18 protein-coding genes are annotated in these 18,365 nt (G+C 43.1%); 5 read left to right on the forward strand and 13 right to left on the reverse strand.

Features of this window, described 5'->3' with window-relative positions:
• Positions 1–131 precede the first annotated feature (131 nt).
• From F9817_RS22225 to F9817_RS22240, 4 genes are all read right to left on the reverse strand, one after another.
• Positions 132–710 carry a nucleotidyltransferase family protein gene (locus F9817_RS22225; RefSeq protein ID WP_161158398.1) on the reverse strand — a complete coding sequence of 193 codons (579 nt, stop codon included), beginning with the start codon at positions 708–710 and terminating at the stop codon, positions 132–134.
• Between the two features lie 2 nt (positions 711–712).
• Positions 713–1,123 carry an ACT domain-containing protein gene (locus F9817_RS22230; RefSeq protein ID WP_161158399.1) on the reverse strand — a complete coding sequence of 137 codons (411 nt, stop codon included), beginning with the start codon at positions 1,121–1,123 and terminating at the stop codon, positions 713–715.
• A gap of 195 nt (positions 1,124–1,318) precedes the next feature.
• On the reverse strand, positions 1,319–1,993 hold the full coding sequence (locus F9817_RS22235) for a peptidoglycan DD-metalloendopeptidase family protein (protein WP_161158400.1): 675 nt from the start codon (positions 1,991–1,993) through the stop codon (positions 1,319–1,321).
• The gene (locus F9817_RS22240) at positions 1,990–3,228 is read right to left on the reverse strand and encodes an MFS transporter (RefSeq protein ID WP_161158401.1); all 1,239 of its coding nucleotides are present in this window, start codon (positions 3,226–3,228) and stop codon (positions 1,990–1,992) included. Before F9817_RS22240 ends, F9817_RS22235 begins: the two co-directional genes overlap by 4 nt.
• A gap of 287 nt (positions 3,229–3,515) precedes the next feature.
• Here F9817_RS22240 and astA point away from each other — a divergent pair, with 287 nt between their 5' ends.
• On the forward strand, positions 3,516–4,529 hold the full coding sequence (gene astA, locus F9817_RS22245; RefSeq protein WP_161158402.1) for an arginine N-succinyltransferase: 1,014 nt from the start codon (positions 3,516–3,518) through the stop codon (positions 4,527–4,529).
• 23 nt (positions 4,530–4,552) lie between these two features.
• Here the strand turns inward: astA and F9817_RS22250 are convergent, their stop codons facing one another.
• Both F9817_RS22250 and F9817_RS22255 read right to left on the reverse strand, forming a co-directional pair.
• A complete protein-coding gene (locus F9817_RS22250; protein WP_161158403.1) occupies positions 4,553–5,893 on the reverse strand; it encodes a sigma-54-dependent transcriptional regulator in 1,341 nt (446 codons plus the stop codon).
• Positions 5,893–7,341 (reverse strand): sensor histidine kinase, encoded by a 1,449-nt coding sequence (locus F9817_RS22255; protein ID WP_161158404.1) that lies wholly within the window; start codon positions 7,339–7,341, stop codon positions 5,893–5,895. Before F9817_RS22255 ends, F9817_RS22250 begins: the two co-directional genes overlap by 1 nt.
• A 236-nt stretch (positions 7,342–7,577) precedes the next feature.
• On the opposite strand from F9817_RS22255, the gene F9817_RS22260 reads away from it, so the two are divergent.
• Positions 7,578–7,958, forward strand: a complete 381-nt coding sequence (locus tag F9817_RS22260) for a DUF4168 domain-containing protein (protein ID WP_161158405.1) — start codon at positions 7,578–7,580, stop codon at positions 7,956–7,958.
• A 141-nt stretch (positions 7,959–8,099) separates the two neighbouring features.
• Here F9817_RS22260 and F9817_RS22265 read toward each other — a convergent pair whose 3' ends face one another.
• On the reverse strand, positions 8,100–8,492 hold the full coding sequence (locus tag F9817_RS22265; protein WP_161158406.1) for a helix-turn-helix domain-containing protein: 393 nt from the start codon (positions 8,490–8,492) through the stop codon (positions 8,100–8,102).
• Between the two features lie 31 nt (positions 8,493–8,523).
• Positions 8,524–9,051, reverse strand: a complete 528-nt coding sequence (locus F9817_RS22270; RefSeq protein WP_161158407.1) for an AraC-like ligand-binding domain-containing protein — start codon at positions 9,049–9,051, stop codon at positions 8,524–8,526.
• A 498-nt stretch (positions 9,052–9,549) separates the two neighbouring features.
• On the opposite strand from F9817_RS22270, the gene F9817_RS22275 reads away from it, so the two are divergent.
• The 3 genes from F9817_RS22275 to F9817_RS22285 all read left to right on the forward strand — a co-directional run bounded on the left by F9817_RS22275 (position 9,550) and on the right by F9817_RS22285 (position 12,461).
• Positions 9,550–10,473 (forward strand): DMT family transporter, encoded by a 924-nt coding sequence (locus F9817_RS22275; protein WP_161158408.1) that lies wholly within the window; start codon positions 9,550–9,552, stop codon positions 10,471–10,473.
• A 57-nt stretch (positions 10,474–10,530) separates the two neighbouring features.
• Positions 10,531–11,214, forward strand: a complete 684-nt coding sequence (locus F9817_RS22280) for a cyclase family protein (RefSeq protein ID WP_161158409.1) — start codon at positions 10,531–10,533, stop codon at positions 11,212–11,214.
• Between the two features lie 317 nt (positions 11,215–11,531).
• The gene (locus F9817_RS22285; RefSeq protein WP_161158410.1) at positions 11,532–12,461 is read left to right on the forward strand and encodes a helix-turn-helix domain-containing protein; all 930 of its coding nucleotides are present in this window, start codon (positions 11,532–11,534) and stop codon (positions 12,459–12,461) included.
• Between the two features lie 80 nt (positions 12,462–12,541).
• On the opposite strand, the gene F9817_RS22290 is transcribed toward F9817_RS22285, so the two are convergent.
• The 5 genes from F9817_RS22290 to F9817_RS22310 form a co-directional block, all read right to left on the reverse strand.
• Entirely contained in the window at positions 12,542–13,528 is a 987-nt protein-coding gene (locus F9817_RS22290; protein WP_161158411.1) for a sugar ABC transporter substrate-binding protein, read from the reverse strand.
• A 30-nt stretch (positions 13,529–13,558) separates the two neighbouring features.
• Positions 13,559–14,530 carry an ABC transporter permease gene (locus F9817_RS22295; RefSeq protein WP_161158412.1) on the reverse strand — a complete coding sequence of 324 codons (972 nt, stop codon included), beginning with the start codon at positions 14,528–14,530 and terminating at the stop codon, positions 13,559–13,561.
• Positions 14,531–14,534: 4 nt separating this feature from the next.
• Positions 14,535–15,533 (reverse strand): ABC transporter permease, encoded by a 999-nt coding sequence (locus F9817_RS22300; protein WP_230389347.1) that lies wholly within the window; start codon positions 15,531–15,533, stop codon positions 14,535–14,537.
• Positions 15,530–17,029 (reverse strand): sugar ABC transporter ATP-binding protein, encoded by a 1,500-nt coding sequence (locus F9817_RS22305; RefSeq protein WP_161158413.1) that lies wholly within the window; start codon positions 17,027–17,029, stop codon positions 15,530–15,532. The genes F9817_RS22300 and F9817_RS22305 overlap by 4 nt, the downstream gene beginning before the upstream one ends.
• A gap of 501 nt (positions 17,030–17,530) precedes the next feature.
• Positions 17,531–18,304 carry a hypothetical protein gene (locus F9817_RS22310; protein WP_161158414.1) on the reverse strand — a complete coding sequence of 258 codons (774 nt, stop codon included), beginning with the start codon at positions 18,302–18,304 and terminating at the stop codon, positions 17,531–17,533.
• Positions 18,305–18,365 lie beyond the last annotated feature (61 nt).

The following is an 18,365-nucleotide window of genomic DNA, read 5'->3' on the forward strand; positions in this document are numbered from 1 at the left end:
AAGTCATAATAAGGAACTTGTTGATCATCATGATCAATTAACTTATTGTGAGTTAAGGTTTATTTGATGATGGTAAACTGAGCGACTCTTCAAAAATAACCTTTTCTACAGGCCTTTAAAACCAAGGGGTTTCATGCGTTTGCCCTGCAAGGTAACACCGCGACTTGTGGCCAGCGCGCCTGATAACTCGCGACCATCTTTTCATAACTGGCTTGAGTCATCACCGTTTTATTGGGTCTCACAACCAAATTAAAAGCGTCACTTAAACCGTAAGGTGCGTAGCATTCTACTTCACCGAGGTGATTTAAAGTAAACCCGATAGCGAAGGCAGGTAGCCAAGACTCTATTCCCTGCTCAACGCGCAGATAAGGCTGCACTGTCATCCTAAATTTGCGGAGATACATATCATGAATTCTGGCTTGGTTTTTCACATCAAGCTCATAACCATGGGTTACTAAAGCTGATATTTGATCTTGATACTCCTGCTGAGAGACGTCTCCTCCACTATCAAAATAGATGACATCAATATCTTTTATCTGGCTGAGTAAAGGCAGATCTAATTGATGATTCCAAATCAGTTCAGTTAATGCGCCGCCACCAATATAAAAATTGGGTAGGCCTACATCGACGCAGGCTTGGGCGGTTTGTATGAGTGCTGGTTCAGAACAAATAAGATCAACGAACTGATCTTTAAGGTTTTCATTGAGCAATACTAGGCGACTCCTTGGCAATGAGTCAGTGTTTGTAATGCGCTCAACGCTTTGTCTGCTTGCTCTGACGGCACAAAAATATGATCGTGAAAATAGGCCGCAATCACGTTAGCACTCACCCCCACTTCAGTAAGTTTGGTGGCCACTGCTGCGGTTAGCCCAACAGCTTCAAGACTAGAATGAACATTGAGGGTAATTTTGCGGAAAGTACGATCGAATTCTATTCCTGCGTTAATTGCAGAGTATTTATGAATAATTAGCGTCAAACCTTCCGCTTCTAGAAACGTCGCAATGGGTTTTAATGAGAGATACTCTTCTAAGTTCCCAGTAACCGAACAGAATACCCATTCAGCTTTAGATAACTCCGGTGACATCGAAGCAAGTAACGTCTCCAACTCTGTGATTCCTGACATAACGCCTCCCTTATTACGCGAGTGACACTGAGTGGTTTTAGCCACTTTACCACTACGAAAATTAAAGGGTAAGCCTCTCATAGCAAAGAATTTTATTGATATAAATTACGATAATAACTAAGTGACCGGATCTAGAAGCTATCTTCTGAAATCCGGCTTTATTTAAGCTAAAAATAGCTGACTCGCGCCCGTAGATTAAATACTACTAATGTTTAGGATTAGGTTAGGATCGGGGCAGTTTGATAAGTAAAAATCTGCTTGTTCAGGATTCACGACTCCGGTGTAATCATCGGTTGAACCCTGCATATCTTTTACAATCTGAAAATGTAAATGGGTTGGCCAGCCACCATTTTCTGCGGACGTTCCTATCGTCGCGAATTGTTGGCCTTGAGCTATCTGCTGCCCCACACTGAGAGCCGTGAGAGAAGCACGAGCTAAATGGCCATACAATGTAAAAAACACATGGCCTTCTAACTTATGGCGTAAAATCACGACCGGGCCATAGTCACCTATTGTGTCGTGATCAGCAAACCCCAACACCTCCCCCGCCAATGGCGCAAAGACGGGATTACCCGCGGGAATACCCAAATCAACACCAATATGCAGTGTGCACGCTTCACGCCCAGCAAAGTTATCTGTGTCTTGATAGATCATGCGCTCTTCTGCGTAGCGGCCAATATTCACCACGGCACCAATTTGGCTTGCTCGTTTGTGCATTTCTTCCACATAATTAGCACCTTCACGCACTTTATCCCAGATATCACCAGTGGGTGTTAGATCGACCACCAATGGAATTCCATGTTGTAAATGCTCGGGAATTACGCAATGAAAGTCATGTTGAGCTAGTACGGATTCTAATGTTGAACTCATGCTTGCGCCTCTTTTCCTACAGAAATAGGGTTGGTTGGAATAATAATCATGGCGAGTAGGTAACCAGCCGCGGCTACGATTGTTGGCAAAGTTAAATTCACATTAACAAGAATGGCGGTTAAATAACCGGTTAAAGTCCAAGCTAATCCTACCATGGTACTTGCAAGCGCCATTGCCCAACCTTGATCGCTATGTTTCGCACGATCAGAAAGTGCAGTGATATATAAAGGAAACGAGAGCGCGACTAACGCAGAGGTCACCACCATCGCTACGACATGTAGAGTAAAGTTTGGCGCATAAGCAAGCGCAAGCATTCCCAAAGCATCGCCTAGTAACACTGTTTTTAAAGAACCAATTAAAGAGAACCGACTTAAGACAATTCGTGGTAATGCCAATAATGAAATGATCATCACGATGCCAATGGCCATCATAAAGTATTGGTAGGTATTACTCTGCACAGCAAGGTGGAAGCGTTCAGGAAAGATAAATGAAATGTTCTGAAAGTAAGAGCTCCAGCTAAATTGACACAAAAATACAATCAATAAACAAGGAATAAAGCCAGCTTGACTACGCGATAGTGGCGCAGCTAATGACCACGGATTTTCTGTCGTTAAAACCTGCTGTTTAGGCAATGACACTAAGTTAAGTAACACTAAACATACTAACGCAATCAGTAAACAAGCATAAAATGGTGCTTGTGGGCCATATAACGCAGATAGTTTACTCCCTAAAGCAGGGCCAAACGACATGGCTGCCGTCATCACTACCGCCACCAAGCTCATCAATGTGGCTTTCGTTTTACCGCCGCTATTATCAGTAAGTACCGCTTGAGCAATAGGTTGACTAGATGAACCGATACTGTTGATCATATTACCGGTAAACAATAGCACGACCGAACCGGTAATAACTGAGTACACCGGAATAGCAAACCCAATGGCCCCAGTAAGCAGACATAATACCATCACCACTTTACGGTTATATCGATCGGCAAAACGCGCAATAAAGGGAGTAAAAAACATAGAAATAAATGGCGCAACCGACATCACAGTGCCGAACAGCGCTCGGCGTTTTTCGAGCGACATTGATTGAGAAATCGCCATCGAGTGATCATTAGTTAAAAACAGACTGACATAAGCTGGGATTGTAATAAAAAACCCAGCCGATCCTAAAAAGATAATGAGGTATAAGACAAACAACGTTTTTTTAGACAAGGTTGGCATAGTTTGAATAGTCATGGACAGCTCCGAAAAAATACCCGACGATTCTACTCAGACAATCGAAAGATTACTACTAGCTAAACAATAAAAATGATAATTATTATCAATTACGTATATTATTAGCATCTCTTATCGGCGATAAATATTTTTCATTACCCTGTCTCGGTGAATTCTTGCCAGAATGAACTTATACCCAACCAAGATATCTATTTAAAAATTTAATTAATTCATATGGATATGAAATAGAAATTTACAGGAATGCCTTAATGGCGTTTGAACCAGTGTGTTTATAGGAGAGCAACGGAATGCTAGTCGTTAGACCAATCCGCCACAATGATTACCCGACTCTGCACGTCTGTGCCGAGGAATCAGGGCATGGGTTTACTTCCCTGCCCGTTGATGAAGCCTTACTGCATGAGCGTATTGAACACTCAGTAGCAAGTTTCAGTAAGCCAGTAACAGAACCCGATGGCGAAGGCTATTTGATGGTTGGCGTGGATAGTGAGACAGGAGAAATGGCCGGCACCACCGCGATTGAAGCTTCGATTGGTGGAGACGTTCCCGTTTATAGCTATCACATCAGCAAAATTATTCACTCATCCCAAAAACTTGGTATTAAAAACGTCGTTCGTTTACTAACACTGAGCAATCACTATGCTGGTTGCTCAGAAATTTGTACGCTTTTTCTTCGCCCTGCATATCGCCAAGGAATGAATGGTAAGTTGATGTCAAAATGTCGCTTTCTATTGATGGCTGAGCACCCTGAACGATTCTCTCCAACCGTGATTGCGGAGATGCGCGGTATCTCCGATGAACACGGTAAATCGCCCTTTTGGAAATGGCTCCAAGATGCCTTTTTCCATATCGAATTTACCCACGCCGATCATCTTATGGGTATTCGCGACAAGTCCTTCATTACTGAGCTCATGCCAAAACTGCCGATTTACACCAACTTATTGAGCCGAGAAGCTCAAGCAGTTATTGGTAAAGTTCACAAATACACGGTTCCAGCGTTAAAAATGCTGCAAAAGGAAGGGTTTGTATGCCGTGATTACGTCGATATTTTTGATGCAGGCCCAACTGTAGAGTGCGATTTACACAATATAAATTCAGTCAAAAACTCCCTACGCGCCACCGTTGCCATTGGCCAAGTGGGCAACAGTGATTTTTTAATTAGTAACACATCATTTGCTGATTTTCGCGCGGTCGCCACTAAAGCTTGGTACGACGCAGAATCCAATACACTGTTCGTTAACCAAGAGACTTTAGCGGCACTAGAAATACATCAGGGTGATCCGGTTAGACTACTGCCAATGTAGCCATTGCAAACTTTAATGGATTATTAAGACGTTTTAGGATGCATGTCCTCTAACCAGCGGTATAAGGTGCGACGAGTCACGCCGAGAATATCAGCGGCCTGCGCTTTATTACCCTTGGTTTTGTCTAATACGTAGTCCACATAATCTTGTTGGATCTTTTGCATCGGTGGCAAAGAACCTGATGTTAAGGAATCAAACAAGCCGACAGGATCATCTGCCTGAGCGCTACGTAAACGCTTAGGTAGATGCTCGGGCAAAATTTCTTCTCCTTCACAGAAAATCGCCGCTCGTTCCATGGCATTTTGTAATTCACGCACATTGCCCGGAAACGGATAGTTCAGCAATTGTTGCCAAGCTGAATGGCTAAGTTGGCGCGCTTGGGTTTTGCCTGCACGCTGCTGACTGGCAAGAAAATGTCTGGCAAGCAGCGCGATATCATCGCCTCGCTCGCGAAGAGGCGGAACTTGCAGCGTGAATGTTTCCAAACGGAAAAAGAGATCTTCCCGAAAGTCTCCTGCAGCAACGTTGGCTTCTAAATCACGATGCGTCGCCGCAACAATGCGCACATCAACCGATATTTCTTTATCACTACCGACCGGACGAATCGTGCCTTCTTGTAACACGCGCAATAATTTGGCTTGTAGCGCTGGTGGCATTTCACCAATTTCATCTAACAGCAACGTACCTCCTTGAGCTTCGCGTAGTAACCCTTGGCGCGCCTTTTGCGCCCCGGTATACGCCCCCGCTGCATGACCAAAAAATTCACTTTCTAATAATTCGCTGGGAATCCCTGCGCAGTTAACCGCCAAAAATGGCCCAGAGTGCCGCTCACTCTGCTGATGTATAGCGCGAGCGACCAGCTCTTTCCCCGTCCCGCTTTCTCCTAAAATTAACACTGGACCGTCTGCTCTTGAAATTTGTTTGATATTGGTAAACAAATGCTGCATCGCTGCACTTTCCCCTAACATGCCACAAAATTGTTCACCTTGCGCACGATGCTTTAATTGGCGATGATCTAATAAACGGTGTACGGTCATTAGGCAGTGGTCCATATCAAACGGTTTGGTCAGAAAGTCATCCGCCCCGGCTTTTAACGCTTGTACCGCCTGATTTACTGAGCCGAACGCCGTAATAAGTAAAATAGCTGGGGGATGGTTAAGCGCTTTAAGTTCGGGCACCAATGTCATGCCATTACGCCCAGGTAACCGCAGATCTGAGATAACCAGATCATATGTATTCTGTTCCAGCTTTGGTAGCGCCTCTTCGACCGATACCACTGCTGTCACTTTATACCCTTCACCTTCTAACTCTTCATATAAGAGTTCAGCAAGATCTTGATCATCTTCAATCAATAATATATTCATTACGTTAACTCCTCGGGAAAGTTCAATGTGACTTGTAACCCACCTTGTTCTGCATGTGAAAAGGTCATCTCTCCGCCATGGTCATGCACCACATTATGGACAATAGCCAAACCTAACCCTGTTCCTTTCCCTTTGGGTTTAGTGGTGAAAAATGGTTCTAATAACTGCTCAGGATTGATGTCACCTTTAATCCCCTCTCCATCATCCCAAATAGAAAGCTGCCACTTGCCGTCAGCGTGATGATATTCCACCCCCACCTGTGCCTGAGCCGCTTGGCAGGCATTACGCAGTAAATTAACCAGCACCAACTCAAAGCGAGCTTGGTCAATATATACTTTGATATTTTCGGGGACAGACACGTTAAAATTGGGCTGCGCACTCTGCTGCTCATAGTTGACCGATTCAATCGCACTTTCAATTAATGGGGCTAGTCTTAGCCATTCTCTCTGCAATCCACCTCGCGAGAAATCAAGTAATTGGCGAACAATACGGGTAAGTCTTCCCACTTGACCTCGAATTGCGTCTAGCTCATGTTGACCTTTCGGATCACTATCTAATCTTGCTAAGCGGCGCGCTCGGCCGTCAATCACATTCAGTGGCGCACCAAGTTCATGGGCAATACCACTAACTAAACGACCCAATGCTGCCATCCGTTCTTGTCGTTCAAGTTGCTGATTAAGTGCGATTTCATGCGCTTGATGCGCTTTGATTTCTTGCTGGGCGGTCTCTATATCATCAAGCATCTGGTTAAATGCCTTTGCGATTTTAGCCATTTCAGTCGAGCCATTATCAGCTGCGCGCTGGGTTAACTTGCCACGCCCGACTTCCCCCATCACATTGATTAAACGAGTCATTTCTCGACCTACCGCTTGCCGATAGCCGAACAATACGATCGCTAACGTCATCAATCCAACTAATCCCCAACTGCCCCATGCCCAATACGCAATGCGATCAACTGAGGTAGAAAAGTCGCTGGCTTTACGTGTCACTTCCACCATCGTAGGCAACTGACCATTAGGCCCAGTGATTGGAACAAAGTGAGAATAAACACGCCGCCCCGCTTGGTGTTGATAGGCATCCCCATCTTCTCCAACTTTAAGCATTTTTTCAGCTAAAGGATTATCATCGTTGTCATGGCGGGCAATACCAGCGGCGGCAATACGTTCACCATTCTTGTTATAGACAGATGCGCCGTAAACTTGCCCAATAGAGAACACGGCATCTAATGTGCGCTGCACGGTTTCAAGATCGCCTTTTTCAATCGCTTCGCCAATCGGCACCCGAATCGCGCGAGCGATCAATTTAATATCATCCTTTAACTTACGAGTCTGCTGCTCAGCCATGTAATAGGTACCGATACCTATAGAGGCTGCCGACAGAGCCCACAGCGGGATAAACACCAGTAATAACATACGCATAGTGAGCGTTAAGCGTCTGCGTTTTGCCAAATCTCCCCCTCAGCGACACGTTAACTGTGCCTTTTTGATTATGTGTATCTTTATGTCACACAAGTCAGGTTAAAGGGTGACACAAGTAAACACAAATCATCCGACAAGATTTAGCCTAGAATTTACATTGAAAAATAACTCAAATAAAACAATAGGTTAATAAAAATAGAAAAATTGGCATGGTTCTCGCTATGTAGTAAGGGACATTTAGAAAAACCTTCAGAAAGGAGCACATCATGCGTAAATTAGCGCTCGTAGCACTCGTAACCGCACTAGGCGCAGGCGTTTCAACGTCAGCACTGGCTGCCGGTCAACAAACAGCGCAGCCACAGGCTCAAACTCAAGCGCAAAATGTGAAAGTTTCTGATAAGGAACTCTCGCTTTTTGTTGAAGCAGAAAAATCGGTAAATTCGATTCGCCAAAGTGCGATTTCGAAACTGGGCCAAACTAAAGACCAAAATGCAGCACAAAAAATTCAACAACAAGCCAATGAAAGCATGGTAAAAGCGGTGAAAGACACTGGCTTATCTGTGCAAGACTACAACAAAATCGCTCGCGCACTACAAACGGATAAAGATCTGCGCTCGCGTATTTCACAACTACAGAAAGCAGGCTAACTGGTCATCTTTGTGAGGTTATCCTCTCAAAAGACTCCTCAACGAACAGTGCCTGTCCTTATAACGTCCTTAATGACGTTTAGTTCATATCGATAAACATCAAGCCCACTTTTCCGTGCCAGATAAGTGGGCTTTTTTTGTTTAAAGCGGATTATTAATTTGGCGACGGTATTGAGACGGTGTAACCGCAAAATGCTTTTTGAAGGTACGACTAAAATGGGCCACATCATTAAAGCCTGTGGTATATGCAATATCCGAAATACTGCGATGGGTATTCTGATTATCCTGCAGTAACTCCGCCGATTTAAGCACTCGATCGTGCCAAATCAAACGGCTTAGCGATAACCCTTCTTCACTCAAAAGTTGATTGATGTAACGTGTTGAAACACCAATTTGATCTGCCACTTCTTGCCCCGTTAATTCCGCATCCATCGCATGGTGATCAATATATTGTTTAACGCGCATAACAATGCTCGCTTTACTATGGGTTAAGTGATGTTTTTGCTCAGAAAGCGTTTCAGCAAACAAACTCACGAGCAAATCAATCGTATGCCGGGTGACTTTTTCAACAACAAGGGGGGGAACTGAACTGCGACGTTTGCGTTAATAACTGGAGATGCGCGCTAACAAATGATGCCATTTCGCTACGCTGACTGAGATCAAGTGAGACCAGTTGAGATAAATCTGAAAAGTACGGTTTAATCCCTTCTTTGGGCAAAACAATACTGACCAGATCAAAAGTCTGAGGAAATTCTAATTGATACTGACGACTCGCGTCACATAGCCACATGGCACCTTGATTAACCCGATTACGGTTATCATCCTGCTCGACGTGACATTGCCCGTTTAGCAACCAATTAAACACCAATTGATCGTGACGTGCATGATGGATAAGCCGCGGTGAACGCTGCACAGAATGAGGTGAAGCTTTTAGGTGGGCAACCTGAAGTTTACCGACTGGGTGAGCACTCAAAATACCAGAAAAGTTTGACTCTCTATCACATTCATAATGAAGAGGAATGATCGCATCCGTAGCAATCGAACGCCAACGTTCAAAATTGATCGCTGCAGTATCAAATCTTTTATCCATCATTCTCGTATCCTTCTTTTGCTCAATCTTGGCATCACTACATGTGGTGGGAGCAAGTTATGTGCCTAAACTGCCTACAGATTAGAAATAGGTTTACCGACTTAATTTTGGTGTCTTAAGCAAAAAAACTGTCCTTTTGAAAAAACAGGTTGTCGTTCTCAGACAAGCAAAAAATTTAATATTATGTTCAATAATAATGGGAAGATATTTAAAACAAACACCTAACAAACCACTATGGTGCAACCATTTATATTGCCGCACCAAGTTCATGCGCCGAAAAGTTAACATTTTATGTTGAAATGCACTAAAACTCATATCAGTTCCTAATCAGTCAAAAAATTGCGCTTTTTTAGACAAGCACGGCATAGCGTCCAGTTATACCTTAGTTAACAGATTTATCGATGAGTGCACTGTTTATCGCTCATCACCATGAAAAATATCATTGATAATACTTTTCAATAGGCAGACCGCAGGATGCGGCAATTAGACAAGGAAGCAATTATGTCGAGCAAATTAATCGGCCTCATTTATGTGGTACTCTGTTTCGTTTTGGTGGGTTCGAGTTATCCTATTGCGCAGCAGGCAATGGAGGAAGTACCCACCTGGACGTTCACTAGCATTACTTTTGCAATCGGTTTTTTATTTCTACTCCCTATTACTATCAAATCAGAAAAAACTAACTGGTTTAAAATCAGTTTGAAAGATTGGGGAATCGTGGCAATACTCTCTTTGTTAGGCGCAGTGCTTTACACTGTTTTTTTGCTTTACGGTTTGCCTTCCACCTCAGCAACCACTGCCTCGGTGATTACCAGTGCGGCCCCTGCATTCGTTGTCGTTATTTCGACACTTTTTTTCCGCGAAAAACTCACATTTAGTGTCGCTTTATCCGTTATTTTGGCGATTGTGAGTGTGGTCGTTATCTCGTTGCCTTCAGGGGGAAATAGCGGTAATACAACGGCACTAGGTCTAATCTTTTTACTGCTGTCTACCTTATCTAACGCTTTAAATATTGTTTTAGCTGGCAAACTGCAGTGTTCACTAAAACCAATGTCGATGGCGGCTGGCGTATGCCTGACTGGATTGGTGTTCTCAATACCGATGACGATATCTGAGTTGCAAAACTATTCCATTTCGTCACTCACAGGCAATAATATCGCGATTATGATCTATTACGGCGTATTCGTGTGGGCTGTTCCGTATATGTTTTTCTTCAAAGGCGTGACCAAGATTTCATCAGCATCGGCCGGTATTTGTGTGTCTGTCGTACCAGTGGCCTCTATGATCACGGCAGCTCTGTTTTACGATCAATCCGTCACCTCTGTCGGCCTATTTGCAACGGCGATCATCATTCTTTCTATTATTTTATCTGAAGTGGATATAACGAAGTTTTTCAAAAAACGACAACCTTCTACTAGCTCGTTATAAACCCAATTAGTGTTGAGCTGATTGCTCAGCATTATCCTGCTTGAAAAGGACATCACTATGACTGTTATCGATACCACGACAACCCAAGTTGTTAAACCTACACCGATTAAAGAGTTTATTGAGTTAAATCATCAAATCGAACACGGCATGCAAACCTACCCGGGGATGAGTCATGTTGATGTGTACGAACACCTGCCGCGCTTCGAAAATAACGCACTCATTGATGGTTTAAATATCTTTGGGATCTCTGGTACATACATCGACTCGCCCTTCCATGAAGATCCAAATGGACACAAAATCTGTGACTACCCATTAGAAAAACTGGTTAACCTTCCTGTGGTTGTCGTCAATAAACCCGACAACCGCATCTTTTTCGATATTGAAGATTTTTCTGGTTTAGATATAAAAGGATGCGCAGTGCTTCTAAATAGCAAACATTCTCAGTATTTCAACACAGAAGCCTACGGTGAAAACTGCCCTTATTTATCTAATCAAGCAGCTGAATACCTCGTCGCACAAGGCGCTGCGTTGGTAGGTATTGATTCTCCACTGGTAGACAACATTAACAACCCAGGGGCCGCTATACCTGTTCACAACATTTTGTTGAGTAATGGTGTTGTTATTTGCGAAGATATGACCAATATTTCTGCCGTTGAAGGTAAGAATGCATATCTTTCTGCGGTTCCACCCCGCGTACCAATGGCGAGTTTTCCAGCTCGCGTTTTTGCCGCTGTATACTAAATACGATCCGTTAATATTGCTTAGCCCGAGTAGTCTACTTGGGCTTTTTTTATCCTTATTTTTCTCTATAAGTCACTGCACAAAAAAAGCGCAATATTTTGCTCTTCTTATAATAAATCCTCAATTTGATGCATCTTTTGCACCAAAAACAATCATTAATACCACATTAATTACCACAACAATAAAATAGAAACATATTAATTATTTAATACAATAAAAACAATTAGTTATGAATTTTATTTTTAAATAAAACACTAATAAAACGGCATCAATTTTGCTTAATTTTCTGCATAGGCATTAAGCATAAGAGGTGTTTCATGAACCACATATTTTCGACCGATAACATTCAATCTAAAGAACGATTTGATTATTGGAATGATGTTGTATTTCAATGTTACGCCCCATGTTTAGGTAAAATTCCTAGTTTGAACGAATTTAATGCCACCACATCAGTGGCAGAATTTGGTTGTTCAGAAATCAGCGATGTCACATCAGACGCTATTGATTATGATCGCCGTAAATCGGATCTCAACCTGATTGATCGAGATGATATCTTCGTTTCAATAATGACCGAGGGCAGTGGTTATTTTGAACAAAATGGCCGTCAAGTTCGGCAATCTGTAGGAGATATTTTAATTTATGACTCTGGAAGGCCCTATTCTTTTCACTATAAAGAAGCCTATAAGGCAACGTTAATACGTCTTCCGCGCCCGCTCATTCAAGCCAAAGTCGCGAATATCGATACGATCGGAGGAAACATCATCCCCGCTCATTCGATTTATAATCGACTCATGCTTTCGCTTGTGAATGAAAGCCATTTAATTGCCACATCGCCAGAGCTAATTGCCAATGATGAGCTGATTAAACCAGCGTTAGAAATGATGACGACAGCCCTGACTCAAGCGGTGAGTACTACGTCAGTCCCTGCCCTCAATGATAGTCACTTAGAACAAGTAAAATCCTATATAAGAGCACATCTTGCTGATGAAAACTTATCGTTAGACACTATCGCAAAAGCGCAAAATATCTCGACTCGAACCCTCTCTCGTCTCTTTGCTGAAACAGGGGAAACACCTCGCCAATGGCTTCAATCTCAACGCCTTTCAGCGGCCTATAATGCGCTCAGTTTAGGAAAAGTGAGGAATGTGACCGAAGCGGCTTACCAGTTTGGCTTTAAAGATTTATCCCATTTTAGCCGCAGCTTTCGTCAACGTTTTAGTGTGTCACCTAAATCGTTAATCGAATAATTAATTTTCCATTATCATTTACCCAATAAAAAGGGCGACAGTTCAAATGAACGGTCGCCCTTTTATACTTTAACGCATCACTAAGCTTTAGTATCAACCAAGTTACACTCGTTAAGATTTTGATTGGTAATCATTGGGTTAGGAATATAGCGATATTTATCTTGCTTCACACCATCAAGCAGTTTTACCACTGCATCAACGGCATATTTTGCATCGCTGTATGCATCAGACAATACGGTCGCAAACTGCTTACCATTTTTGATGTTGTTGTAGCCTGTTACTTCACAGCCAACGCCTACCAATGCCAGTTTCTTCGGATCAATACCTGAGCGCTCTGCTGCGACGATGACTCCAGCCATCATCAAGTCTTCGACCGCATAAACCCCCTGCACCTTATCACCGTAGCGAGTAAAGAAAGAAGATGCCGCTGTCATTGACACGTTTTGATCCCAGTTACCTGACTGTTTTCCAACAACTTTGATTCCTGGTGCCAACTTATGTAACTCTTCGGTAAATCCTTTCATACGCCCTAAACTGGTTGGCGCACCAGGCGTGCCGGTAATCGCAAAGATCTGCCCTTTATCGCCATAACCTTTCGCTTTAAATGCAGCAACCATCGCTTTAGCTGATTCACGGCCAATAGCCTCACTGTTACCGCCAGTGTATACATCCCAAAACGGTTTTGAATATTCATTTGGCATCGCATCACTGATAACCAGAGGAATCCCCGCTTTTTTAATCTTCCGCATTGAAGGAATTAATGCATTCACATCGACCGGCCACAACACAATCGCATCTGGTTTTTTGGAAATAGCTTGTTCCACTTGGTTTGCTTGGTTTGATGGATCAAACACACTCGTAGTGATTTCGTAATTTAAGCCAGCGGCTTTGGCATCTTTGGCAAAAAAGCGTTTGTAATCTGCACAATACGTACACTCTTCTGTTGGTTGTAACAGAATAATGTTTTTATCCTGTGCCGCTTGTACGGCAGTAGGCATCGTCATGGCTGTTGCTAACAAACCGCCAGCAGCTATTGATTTACCCATTATTTTTGTTAATTTTTTCATTCAGTTACGCTCCATATAGTCTGAAAAAAATTATGCTTTTTGTTGTGTCGAACGAGTGGCTTTCGCTTTCAAAACATCCCCAAGTTCACCGTTAATCATGACGACGCCAGCCAACACAATACCGTTCACAAGTAATGTCATCGCTGAGCTTACTCCTGCGAGGCTTAATCCATTGTTTAGCGCTGCAAGAATTAAAACACCAATAACGATGTTACCCACTTTGCCCACACCACCATTTAAAGATACGCCGCCTAAAATTGCAGCCGATGCCGCTTGCACTAACAATGTGCTTCCCAAGGTTGGCGAACCCGTTGCAAGACTGATTGAGATGAGCGCTCCGGCAAGAGCAGAGAAGGCACCAGAACAGATAAAAGCAAAGTACAGTGATGCTGATGTTTTGGCACCACTCATCATTGCTGACTGACGATGGCTCCCAGTGGCGTAAATATCACGACCTAATCGAGTAAATGTTAATACGATAAACACCGCCAACATGGCTGCAATCGTAATTAAAATGCGTGGCGAAAAGAGATAGGCCATCTGCTGGTCTAGCACATCTGACGCATCGAAATTGAAGTAAGGGACAACCTGTCCACCTGCAATCCAGTAGGCAAAACCAGAAAGTAAAATCATTACTCCGAGCGTAGTAACTAATGAAGAAACCTTAAGCTTTATCACCAATAGTGTATTGATAATACCGACTACGACACCAAACGCGACAGCACAACCGACCCCAACCCATGCGCTATCAACACCGGTTTTAGCCAAAATTAGGCCGCCAACAGCTACCATTGAAGAGACAGATAAATCGAACTCTCCGACAATCATGGTCAATGCAAGACCAAGAGTGACCAACCCAACGAGCGCGAAACTTTGCATGAGTGCAAACAGGTTGCCTCCGGAAAGGTAAATGCTATTACTCAGTGAGAAACAAACTGGCACGCCAATAAACAAAGCTAGACGAACCACATCCGATGGATTCCATTTCGATAATGATTTCATGTGGTTACTTCCTATATTTTCGGGTCATTAATGCCCCAAGTAGGACAGAGAACAAGACAACAGCCCCTTTTACCATTAACTGGATATCAAGTGAGTAGCCGCGTAACAGCAAAATGTTGCTGATGATTGAAAGAAAGAAAGCACCAATGGCCGCATCGTAAATGCGCCCTTGTCCACCATTAATTGCAATACCACCGACTAAAACTGCAGCAATCGCACTAAAATCTAAACCAGACCCAAGCGATAAGTTACCCTGTGACGCTTGTGAAGCAATCAAAATACCAGAAATAACTGCAGCAACCGAGGCAAAGATATAAGCCGCCATCACCGCACGGTTTACTCGTAATCCTGATAAGGCGGCTGTGTTTTCATTCGTACCCAACAGTTGAATTTCACGACCTAAACGCATACGGGATAGAAAAAACTCTGTCGCTACCAGCATAACAGCCAGAATAATGATTTGATTCGGGATACCAGGAGCTAGATATCCAACCCCTAACCAATGCACAGTGACATCACTGGTTAATGTTCTTCCCCCAGAAAACCAACTGCCTAGGCCGGTAATCACGGACGAAGCAGCAATCGATGTGATGATTGGATTAGTTTTAAAACGACCGATGGCACCGCCTTGTACTAATCCCAACACCACTCCCAAAGCAAGTGTCATTAGGACAGCAGGAAAAATACCAAAACTTAATAAGCTGACAAACACGATGGTGGCAACCGACGTAGTTGCACCAATGGAGAGCATAAATAAGTTACCGCTAATGGTCACTAAGGCCAGACCACATGCAGCGATACCAACCGATGCTGTTGTAAAAATAATGGAACTTAAATTCTGTAATGAAGCAAACCCTTGCACACACACAGCGGCGTAAACAATGAGCAATAACGTCGCAATGCGTACTGCGGTTGCTTGAATGCGCGTTGGCGCGAACCACTGTGCAGTCATAGACTTAACATTCATCGTCCCTGATGATTTAGCGATCATGATGTCACTCATGCTGCGCTCCTTTCTGTTCCCGTCAAAATATCTTGTAATATTATTTCTCGATTCACGTCTGCTCGCAGTGCATTACGAACAATACCGCCTTTAAATACAGTGACGATACGATCAGCAAAATCGAGAATTTCTTCTAAATCGGTTGAATAAAAAACGATCGACAACCCATTATCAGCCTTGTCACGTAATCGCTGATAAATATCGGCACGTGCGCCGATATCCACACCTCGTGTAGGTTCATTGAGCAGTAATAATTCTGGGTCGGTAGCAAGCGCTTTACCTAACACCACCTTTTGTTGATTACCACCGCTCAGCGTTGATACCGCTTGATGATTACGTGTGGGATCAAGAGTAAACAGTGTTGCTAACTCAGTGGCATATTGTGAATCTTGCTTACGATTCAACACATCCTTTTTTGATAATCGATCTAATGCGCGCGAAGTGAGATTAATTCCAATAGGTGCCTCAAGAAATGCCCCTTTACCTGCTCGATCTTCTGGAACGTAAGAAATAGCCTGTTTATCGGCTTTAGCAATCGATGTTAAATCTAGCTGAGTGCCGGCTAACGAAATGGTTCCTCCATCAACAGGAGCAAGACCGGCTAATGATTTAAGAAACGTATCAGCGCCAGAGCCTAATTGACCAACCAGTGCAACGATTTCGCCTTTGCCACATTGAAAATCAAACGGCCCGTAGTCACCATGACGCATGACTTGATGACATTCGAGAATAGGGCTTCCTACTTTTCTAACTGGCGGCATTTCACCACGTTTGACCTCATGGCCGAGCATTCCGCTAACTAACTCTTCACTAGTTACATCTTTGGTTGAAGCCGTAAAAATATGCTCCCCACCACGAAACACCGTCACTCGGTCGGTAATTTCAAACACTTCATCTAAGCGGTGACTGATCATCACCATAGTGGTGCCATGCTCTTTTAAACGACGCATAATTCGAAATACATTGTTGATTTCGGCATCAGATAAAGTCGCCGTTGGTTCATCGAGTAACAGCACCTTAGCACCACTGGCTAAACCACGCGCAATTTCGACTAATTGACGCTCAGCAAGTGATAATTCGCCTGTTAACTGATTAGGCGAAATATGAGATAAACCGACCTCGGCAAGCTTTTCTTCAACAAAGGCATGCCATTTGCCTCTCCGATAAAAAAAACCTTTATCTTCAATGCCAAGTGTAATGTTATCTAGAACCGTTAAATCAGGAAGAATAGAGAGCTCTTGATGGACGATAGTAATGAGTGCGGGATCGACACGTTTACCGAATACAATAGTCTTGCCATCGATAGTCAGAGTGCCCTCATTGGGAGTAACATGCCCACCAAGAATTTTCACCAGCGTACTCTTACCCGCGCCATTTTCACCACATAGGCCAAGAATTTCGCCTTTTTTCAACGAGAAGCTAACGTCTTTTAACGCAAACACCCCTCCGTAACGCTTTGAAATGTGGCTGGCTGATAAAATGTCATTTCTATCCATAAAATGATGCCTCTTTCCCTAGACATATTTATTGCTGTGCCAGACAACTGACACACCAAACTACAAAACACCATCATAGCCACACTCAATAGCATCAGACTTGCTCTTACAAGCCAACATTTGTGCTCAGTTAGCCACGGCATACTGATAGGGACAGACACTAAAAACCAAGAAAGCAGGAATCGACGGGATCATTGACGAAGACAGACACTAAAAATCAAAAAAAGCAGACCATATTGGCGGGGACAGTCAGCGACTCTTTAATTGACGTGCCCTGCTCTATAAGTATTTATGAGGACAGGCGCTGATATTTATATAGACAGATTTTTATTTACAATAAAATAGAACGACTTTTATAGTTACAGCGGCAGTGAGGCTACAAAAGCCACTGCCGCTATTGGTTGAGCATCATCATATAATTTGAACTTTACTGGCGTGAAATTAATATATTCAATATCTTTAACTATCAGCTTTATAATTTATTTATAGTCCAATCACGTATTAACGTAGAACCGCTAACACTTGTTCTCCAGCGTGTTCATCCCCGGTTTTATGCCCTAGATAAACATATTTTTCAGCCACTTGGTTATCAGAAAATAAATTAATCACTTCCATTACATGTACTTGTGGGAAACGAATTGATAGGCCATGGCATAAAAATATATCTTGAGGATCAAACGCGGCATGACGACGAACATAAAGGTGGCTTTGGTTAGTGGCCTCTTGCGTTGGATTTAAATAACAAGGCTTAAATTCTTGTTGTAGCAAATCTTTTAAGTGATGAGCGAATCTTACATAACCATATGCGGAAAATTCAAACGCCGCCCCTTCACTATCATCAGCTTTACGCCATAACGCACTCGTAATAATCCCCAAATCATGACCACCTGAGTAAGCCATCATGTCCATTTCTCTTAATACAACAGATACGCAGTTATTCTGTTTTTCAAAATCAGCAGTTGTCAGCACAATATCTTCCGGCGTATAACCACGAGCACTGATACGAATACGACATGGCCCTTGACGATCAAATCGAATGTCAGTGACACCAGATTCATCCGTTACCCCAAGCAATTTGGTTGGGAAACCATCACGATCAAATTCAACAATAGATGCGTCAACCACGGGTAATACCTTATTTGGGCTTACATCATTGGCGGACAATTCTGGTGGTCGAAAATGTGATTGATACTGTGCGGAAAGTGTTGCATTAACACGTTGTTGCTCCTCTTCCCACACCACTCTTTTGTTTACTTTTAAGGTAAACGTAGCCATAAAAAGCCCCTTATTTACATTTCTTATAATCAACTATAGTCATATTATGGCTGCTATAATT

The sequence above is a fragment of the Vibrio eleionomae genome (genome assembly GCF_009874545.1).
Taxonomy (GTDB): Bacteria; Pseudomonadota; Gammaproteobacteria; order Enterobacterales; family Vibrionaceae; genus Vibrio; species Vibrio nitrifigilis.

Coding starts and splice junctions, on each gene's coding strand:
- F9817_RS22230 (WP_161158399.1), bottom strand. CDS start 1,123: ATGTCAGGAATCACAGAGTTGGAGACGTTACTTGCTTCGATGTCACCG.
- F9817_RS22235 (WP_161158400.1), bottom strand. CDS start 1,993: ATGAGTTCAACATTAGAATCCGTACTAGCTCAACATGACTTTCATTGC.
- F9817_RS22240 (WP_161158401.1), bottom strand. CDS start 3,228: ATGACTATTCAAACTATGCCAACCTTGTCTAAAAAAACGTTGTTTGTC.
- astA (WP_161158402.1), top strand. CDS start 3,516: ATGCTAGTCGTTAGACCAATCCGCCACAATGATTACCCGACTCTGCAC.
- F9817_RS22250 (WP_161158403.1), bottom strand. CDS start 5,893: ATGAATATATTATTGATTGAAGATGATCAAGATCTTGCTGAACTCTTA.
- F9817_RS22260 (WP_161158405.1), top strand. CDS start 7,578: ATGCGTAAATTAGCGCTCGTAGCACTCGTAACCGCACTAGGCGCAGGC.
- F9817_RS22270 (WP_161158407.1), bottom strand. CDS start 9,051: ATGATGGATAAAAGATTTGATACTGCAGCGATCAATTTTGAACGTTGG.
- F9817_RS22275 (WP_161158408.1), top strand. CDS start 9,550: ATGTCGAGCAAATTAATCGGCCTCATTTATGTGGTACTCTGTTTCGTT.
- F9817_RS22280 (WP_161158409.1), top strand. CDS start 10,531: ATGACTGTTATCGATACCACGACAACCCAAGTTGTTAAACCTACACCG.
- F9817_RS22285 (WP_161158410.1), top strand. CDS start 11,532: ATGAACCACATATTTTCGACCGATAACATTCAATCTAAAGAACGATTT.
- F9817_RS22290 (WP_161158411.1), bottom strand. CDS start 13,528: ATGAAAAAATTAACAAAAATAATGGGTAAATCAATAGCTGCTGGCGGT.
- F9817_RS22295 (WP_161158412.1), bottom strand. CDS start 14,530: ATGAAATCATTATCGAAATGGAATCCATCGGATGTGGTTCGTCTAGCT.
- F9817_RS22300 (WP_230389347.1), bottom strand. CDS start 15,533: ATGAGTGACATCATGATCGCTAAATCATCAGGGACGATGAATGTTAAG.
- F9817_RS22305 (WP_161158413.1), bottom strand. CDS start 17,029: ATGGATAGAAATGACATTTTATCAGCCAGCCACATTTCAAAGCGTTAC.
- F9817_RS22310 (WP_161158414.1), bottom strand. CDS start 18,304: ATGGCTACGTTTACCTTAAAAGTAAACAAAAGAGTGGTGTGGGAAGAG.